This window comes from Streptomyces sp. MB09-01 (genome assembly GCF_033794505.1).
Taxonomy (GTDB): Bacteria; Actinomycetota; Actinomycetes; order Streptomycetales; family Streptomycetaceae; genus Streptomyces.
In genome coordinates, this window is record NZ_JARAYQ010000389.1 from 1 (window position 1) to 5,628 (window position 5,628).

Here is a 5,628-nt window from a genome sequence, read left to right on the forward strand (position 1 = left end):
CGAATCCGTCGGCATCACGGCAAACGAACCGGGCATCGCCGTCACCGACAGCAGCACCGCGGCCGTGGACGCACTCACGACGGCGCTGGCCGAGCACCGGGCCTGGGACAGGTTCCCCGCCGCGCCCTGATCCCTGCCGAACCCCGCCCCGTGCCGGGGCGGATTCCCCCGGCAGGCTGGAGAAACGTCAGCGTTCGGCGTAGGGAAGGTCGCCTGTACGAGGCATCCGGCCCGGAGAGCAGTGTCAGCACCACCCCACCGGGTACACGGGGTCAGGGCGATCGGCCGCGCGCCCGACGGACGACCGAAGGAGAACTGGTGGACGGGATCGTACTGCTCAAGGAAGACCACAAGACGGTCGAGAAGCTGTTCAAACAGTTCGAGAAGGCCGGCGACAACGCACACGCCGAGAAGCGGAAGATCGCCGACCAGGTGATCGAGGAACTCACCACGCACACCTGGATCGAGGAGAAGATCTTCTACCCCGCTGCCCGCGAGGCCGCTCCCGACACCAAGGACCACGTCCTCGAAAGCGTCGAGGAGCACCACGTCGTGCTGTGGATGCTCTCCGAACTCAAGGACCTCGACCCGAAGGACGAGCGGTTCGACGCCAAGATGAGCGTCCTCATGGAGAACGTCCGTCACCACGTCGAGGAGGAGGAGAAGGAGTGGTTCCCCGAGGTCCGCAAGGCCATGGGCCGCAACCGCCTCACCGATCTCGGCGCCCAGATGGAAACGGCGAAGAAGACCGCCCCGGCCGACCCCTTGGCCGTCCCGAGCGCATAACCCCTCCGGCCGCCCGGCCCAGTCGCACCTACGATCGCCGGCCCCGGCCGTCCCGCGCGTCGCTGCGCGCGCTCGCCCTCCGGCAGGGCCGGGCCTTCGTTTCAGGAGGCGGGCGGCGTGGCGGTGTGGTCCGGATGGTGGTGGGTGCGGCGGAGCGTCTTGAGGCGGGCCTCCAGGAGGTGGTCGCGCCCGTCGGCCAGCTCGTCCACGAGATCGCGTTCCATCGTGGCGAAGGGTTCGTAGTAGGTGGAGTTGTAAGCCTCGATGATCTGGAACGTCCAGTGGCCCGGGATCACGTTGCGGCCCACGAGGTCCCGCTCGACCCGTGCGGCCTGCTCCTCGTGGCCCGCTTCGCGCAGGAGCCGGACGGCGTCGCCGAGCTCGAAGTCCGCGGTCCCGGTCAGCTGGTGGAACCCGTAGAGGTGTCCGCGGGCCCGCTCCGTGGTCTCCAGCGCCTTCGAGAGCGCGCCCAGGGCGCGCAGGGTCTTCTCGTCGACACCGTCGGGCACCTGGTGCTCCGGGTCCATCTCACGATTGCTGTCCATGGTGATCTTCTGCCCTGAAGCGGCCTCGCCGAGCGGTCGATTGAGCCGTACGGAGTAGGACAGGCTCACGGATTTCCTCGAAGAGCGGGCGGATTCCCTCGCCCGATCGCCGGAATGAGAAACACGAAGGGTGGTAGCGGCCGCGGGTATCGCTGGTAGCCGTCCGGTCCCGCATACGGCCCGGGCGCATGAAGCGGTAAGAGCGGGGCAAGCGAAATTCAGGCGGAACGCAGTAGACCGCCGAGTACGACGTACGGAACAAGGAGGATCGGCGGAGGCTTCTTTCCCTGCCGTCCCCCATTGACCGGAGGAGTTGTTTTCGCGTGACTGAGCATGTGTGGAGTTACCAGCCGACTGCGGGCCACCTGGCCGGTACGGACCTGACCGGATACAAGGTCGAGGCGACCGACGGGAGCATCGGCAAGGTCGACAAGCACTCCGACGAGGTCGGTGACGCCTACCTGGTCGTGGACACCGGCGTCTGGATCTTCGGCAAGGAGGTCCTGCTGCCGGCGAGCACGGTCGTCAAGGTCGACCCGCAGGAGCGGAAGATCTTCGTCGACCGCACCAAGGAACAGATCAAGGACGCCCCCGAGTTCCACCGGGACAAGCACCTCGGCGACGCCGGCTACCGGGAGGAGCTGGGCACCTACTACGGCACCGGCGGCCCCTTCGGCGGCCGCCCCGCCTGATCGCGTTCCCGCACGACGACGCCGGTCCCGGCACCCAGGAAGGGTGCCGGGACCGGCGTCGTCATGGAGGTCCGGGGGTCGGTCAGTGAGTTGTGGCCGTGGCGACGTCGGCGTGGAGGGTGAAGACCCTGTCGAGCCCGACGATGCGCAGGATGCGGATCATGTTGTCGGGGACGGCCGCCAGGACCATCTCGGCCCGGGCTGCGACAGCGTGGTTGCGGGCGACGATGAGGGCGGTGATGCCGCTGGAGTCGCAGAACCGTATGCGGGAGAGGTCCAGGACGAGGCGTTGTCCTGGTTCCAGGCTGAGGGCCGTGACGACCTTTCGGAGGCGGGGGGCCTGGTCGTAGTCGAGGTCGCCGGCGATTACCAGTACGGGGCCGGTGGTGGCGTCTCGGGCGGTGATCGTCAGGGCGCTCATGTCAGATCGTGCTCTCGCGCAACGGGGAGGGGATGGGGCACGCCAAGGGCCAGCAGAGCCGTGTCGTCGTCCAGGCCTTCACCGAAGCCGTCCAGGAGACCGGTGAGGGCGGTGATCAGCTCCTGTGCCCCTGCAGGGGCGAGGCCGGCGGTGAAAGTACGCAGGGCGTCTTCGCCGTAGAGCTCGCGGTTCGCGCCGACGCGGGCTTCGGTGAGGCCGTCGGTGTACAGCAGGAGTGAGTCGCCGGGGCCGAGCGTGGTCTCGGCAGGGGTGAAGTGGGGGTCGGGCAGGATTCCGATGAGGAGGCCGCCGGGGGTGGGGAGGTAGTCGGCCCGGCCGTCGGCACGCACGACGAGTGCGGAGGGATGGCCGCCGGACGCCAGGTGCACGGCAACCGTTCCTGCGGCGGAGTCCGGTTCCAGAATGCCGAAGATCGCGGTGCAGTAGCGCGGGTCCCCGTTCGTGAACCGCTCGTGCAGCACGGTGTTCAAGGTGGTCAGCGCCGCTACCGGGTCGGAATCGTGGAGGGCTGCGGCGCGCAGTGTGTGGCGGGTCAAGGAGGTCACCGCGGCAGCCTGGGGACCTTTGCCGCAGACGTCGCCGAGGAAGAACGCCCAGCGCTTCTCGTCCAGCGGGAAGAGGTCGTAGAAGTCTCCGCCGAGCCGGTCGACGGAGGCGGTGTGGTAGTAGGAGGCCGCTTCCATTCCGGGCACCGCGGGCAGGGCAGCGGGGAGCAGGCTCTGCTGGAGCACCGCGAGTGCTTCACGCAGCCGTTCCCTGTCCGCTTCGGCCTGCCGGCGGGCTTCCTCCGCCACCTGACGCTCGCGGAGCAGTTCGCCCTCGTAGGCGCGGCGCTGACGTGCGTCGAAGACGGTGGTGCGGATCAGCGTCGGCTCGCCGTCGCCGCTCGTCTTCACGCTGGAGGTGACCAGGACCGGAAGGCGCTCGCCGCCTGACGCCTTGAGTTCCAGCGCTATCTCGCTGATCTTTCCCTGCATCCGCAGGAGCGGCGCGAAGTGCGTCTCGTGGTAGAGCTTGCCGCCGATCGTGAGGAGGTCGGTGAAGCGTCTACGGCCCACGACTTCCTCGCGCGTGAGGCCGAGCCAGTCCAGGAGCGTTCCGTTGATCCTGGCGATGGTGCCGTCCATCAGGGTGGACAGGTAGCCGCAGGGGGCCGATTCGTAGAGTTCCTCGGCGGTGTCCTCCAGAAGGGAGGAGAACACCGCGTTGGTAGCGGACTCTTCGCCCTCGGGCCGCTCGGGGTCATGCGCGGTGCGCCCCATCAACGTAGCTCCCGCAGGAACGCGAGGATGGCTGACGTGGTGGCCTCGGGAGCGCTCAGTTGGGGGCAGTGACCCGTTGCTTCCAGGGTGATCAGGCGGCTTCCGGGGATGGCCGCGTGGACGTAGCTGCCCACCTCGCGCGGTGCGATCACGTCCTGGTCGCATTCCAGTACCAGCGTGGGTACGCCCACCGACTTCAGGTCGTCACGGCTGTCGGAGAGGAACGTGGTGCGGGCGAACACGCGGGCGATGGCCGGATCGGTGGCGCAGAAGCTGTTGGTCAGCTGCTCCCCCAGTTCCGGACGTTCGGAGTTGCCCATGATCACCGGCGCCATCGCGGCCGACCAGCCGAGGTAGTTCGACTCGAGCGACTCCAGCAGCTCGTCGATGTCCTCGGCACTGAAGCCGCCGCGGTAGGTGTCGTCGTCGATGTAGCAAGGGGAAGGACCGACCATGACCAGGGAGGAGAACCGCTCGGGGGCGGTGGCCGCCGCGCAAACCCCGATCATCGCGCTGACCGAATGCCCGACGAAGGCCACGTCCCTCAGGTCGAGGGCTTCGCACACCTCGACCACGTCGCGGGCGTAACCCTCCAGCGACCCGTAGCGTTCGGCGCTCCAGGCGGTCGGGTCGGAGCCGCCCGACCCGACGTAGTCGAACAGGACCACCTGGAATTCCTCGGCCAGCACCGGGGCCACCAGGCCCCACATGTTCTGATCACAGCCGAACCCGTGCGCCAGCATCACCACGGGGCTGCCGGGTGATCCGCTGACCTTCACGTTGTTCCTGCGGAGGATATCCATCTCGTCATCCTGTTCATTGGTGTGGAGCGTCAGCGCTGCCGACGCAGTCGGGGGGTGGGCTCGCGCCGGCCCCGTCGGTCAGACGCTCACCGGGGAGCCGAGCATCACCGATGCCTGCTGGAGCGGGCTGAGGACGCGGGTGGGCGCGGCGGCCCGGGGAATGCCGCGGCAGGTGAAGCCGAGCTGGGTCATGGCCCGGAGGACTTCGCCGACGCTGAAGTCGCGGCGGTCCTGGCGGGTGATGACCTGGCCGACCTGCTTCACGGGGTAGGTGCGGCGGCCGATGATCACGGACTCACCGAGGACCTGCTCGGGTTTGACGCCCTTCATCGATTCCAGGACGCCGCTCTTGGTCAGGTCGAACGGGAAACGGGCGATGACACAGCGCATGAAGCCTCACAGGGAGAAGAGGGAACGGTCCGACCGCGGTGGGGCGGTTCAGCGTGCAAGGGCGAGGACGCCCAGGGCACTGCCTTGTTCGTCGACGACGGGCAGGGCATCGAGCCGGCGGTACCGCATCGCGTGCTCGGCTTCGGCCATCGTGGTGAGGGGCGAGGTGAACGGCCCGCGGTCACCGAGGACGTCGCGCAGCCGGACTCGGTCCGTGTACGTGTCGCCGTCACGGACGGCCGCGAGCTGAGCCGGGGTCACCAGCCCGGCACACAGGCCGTCCTCGTCGCAGACCAGCAGATGTCCCGCGCGGGCACTGGCCATCACGGACAGGGCCACTTCGACCGTCATGTCGTCACAGACCTGCGGCCCGGCGGCTTCCATGGCATCGACCACCGCCTGGCGCACAGGGTTGGCACTCACCGAGCGGGGTTGCATCTGGACCAGCGTCAAAACATGCCTCCTGCAGAGATGGGTCAGTTTCCTGATCAGGTGGTTCTCAGGCCGCCGCCGCGTTGAAGGCGGCCCGGCGCGCGTCCACGCGCCGGGCCGCCGGAGCGGGACCGCGCCGGCCGCGGGAGGAACGCGGGCTGCGCCCGGTCCGCTCCGCCTGCGGCGCGGTGATGGTGACCGGGATGCCGGAGGGGGCCTGGGCGCCGGTGATCCGGTTCAGCGCCTCCTCGCCCGAACGGACCTGGGTGGTCTGCG

At 68.7% G+C, this 5,628-nt stretch carries 9 protein-coding genes and 1 pseudogene; 3 read left to right on the forward strand and 7 right to left on the reverse strand.

Annotation, left to right across the window (positions count from 1 at the left end; all coding sequences use genetic code 11):
• Nucleotides 1-13: 13 nt before the first annotated feature.
• Together PV721_RS40575 and PV721_RS40580 are read left to right on the forward strand one after the other, a co-directional pair.
• Nucleotides 14-130: a hypothetical protein gene (locus tag PV721_RS40575; RefSeq protein WP_319733499.1), complete on the forward strand. Its 117-nt coding sequence runs from the start codon at nt 14-16 to the stop codon at nt 128-130.
• A 188-nt stretch (nt 131-318) separates the two neighbouring features.
• Nucleotides 319-786, forward strand: coding sequence for a hemerythrin domain-containing protein (locus tag PV721_RS40580; RefSeq protein WP_319733486.1), 468 nt, complete (start codon nt 319-321; stop codon nt 784-786).
• 101 nt (nt 787-887) lie between these two features.
• Here the strand turns inward: PV721_RS40580 and PV721_RS40585 are convergent, their stop codons facing one another.
• The gene (locus PV721_RS40585) at nt 888-1,331 is read right to left on the reverse strand and encodes a hypothetical protein (protein WP_319733501.1); all 444 of its coding nucleotides are present in this window, start codon (nt 1,329-1,331) and stop codon (nt 888-890) included.
• 323 nt (nt 1,332-1,654) lie between these two features.
• Between PV721_RS40585 and PV721_RS40590 the strand changes: the two genes are divergently transcribed.
• Complete coding sequence (locus PV721_RS40590; protein ID WP_319733488.1) at nt 1,655-2,023, forward strand: PRC-barrel domain-containing protein; 369 nt, start codon at nt 1,655-1,657, stop codon at nt 2,021-2,023.
• A gap of 82 nt (nt 2,024-2,105) precedes the next feature.
• Here PV721_RS40590 and PV721_RS40595 read toward each other — a convergent pair whose 3' ends face one another.
• The 6 genes and pseudogenes from PV721_RS40595 to PV721_RS40620 form a co-directional block, all read right to left on the reverse strand.
• A complete protein-coding gene (locus PV721_RS40595) occupies nt 2,106-2,444 on the reverse strand; it encodes an STAS domain-containing protein (protein WP_319733489.1) in 339 nt (112 codons plus the stop codon).
• A complete protein-coding gene (locus PV721_RS40600; protein ID WP_319733491.1) occupies nt 2,441-3,727 on the reverse strand; it encodes a PP2C family protein-serine/threonine phosphatase in 1,287 nt (428 codons plus the stop codon). The genes PV721_RS40595 and PV721_RS40600 overlap by 4 nt, the downstream gene beginning before the upstream one ends.
• Complete coding sequence (locus PV721_RS40605) at nt 3,727-4,530, reverse strand: alpha/beta hydrolase (RefSeq protein ID WP_319733493.1); 804 nt, start codon at nt 4,528-4,530, stop codon at nt 3,727-3,729. Before PV721_RS40605 ends, PV721_RS40600 begins: the two co-directional genes overlap by 1 nt.
• Nucleotides 4,531-4,608: 78 nt before the next feature.
• On the reverse strand, nt 4,609-4,920 hold the full coding sequence (locus PV721_RS40610) for an SCO5918 family protein (RefSeq protein WP_319733495.1): 312 nt from the start codon (nt 4,918-4,920) through the stop codon (nt 4,609-4,611).
• 48 nt (nt 4,921-4,968) lie between these two features.
• Nucleotides 4,969-5,373, reverse strand: coding sequence for a CBS domain-containing protein (locus PV721_RS40615; protein WP_319733497.1), 405 nt, complete (start codon nt 5,371-5,373; stop codon nt 4,969-4,971).
• A 46-nt stretch (nt 5,374-5,419) separates the two neighbouring features.
• Nucleotides 5,420-5,628: pseudogene (locus PV721_RS40620) on the reverse strand (ATP-dependent helicase); the annotation flags it as partial.

What these genes read in the sequence shown, in the direction of transcription:
- PV721_RS40610 (WP_319733495.1), bottom strand. Translation starts at nt 4,920, where the DNA reads ATGCGCTGTGTCATCGCCCGTTTCCCGTTCGACCTGACCAAGAGCGGC.
- PV721_RS40585 (WP_319733501.1), bottom strand. Translation starts at nt 1,331, where the DNA reads ATGGACAGCAATCGTGAGATGGACCCGGAGCACCAGGTGCCCGACGGT.
- PV721_RS40595 (WP_319733489.1), bottom strand. Translation starts at nt 2,444, where the DNA reads ATGAGCGCCCTGACGATCACCGCCCGAGACGCCACCACCGGCCCCGTA.
- PV721_RS40605 (WP_319733493.1), bottom strand. Translation starts at nt 4,530, where the DNA reads ATGGATATCCTCCGCAGGAACAACGTGAAGGTCAGCGGATCACCCGGC.
- PV721_RS40600 (WP_319733491.1), bottom strand. Translation starts at nt 3,727, where the DNA reads ATGGGGCGCACCGCGCATGACCCCGAGCGGCCCGAGGGCGAAGAGTCC.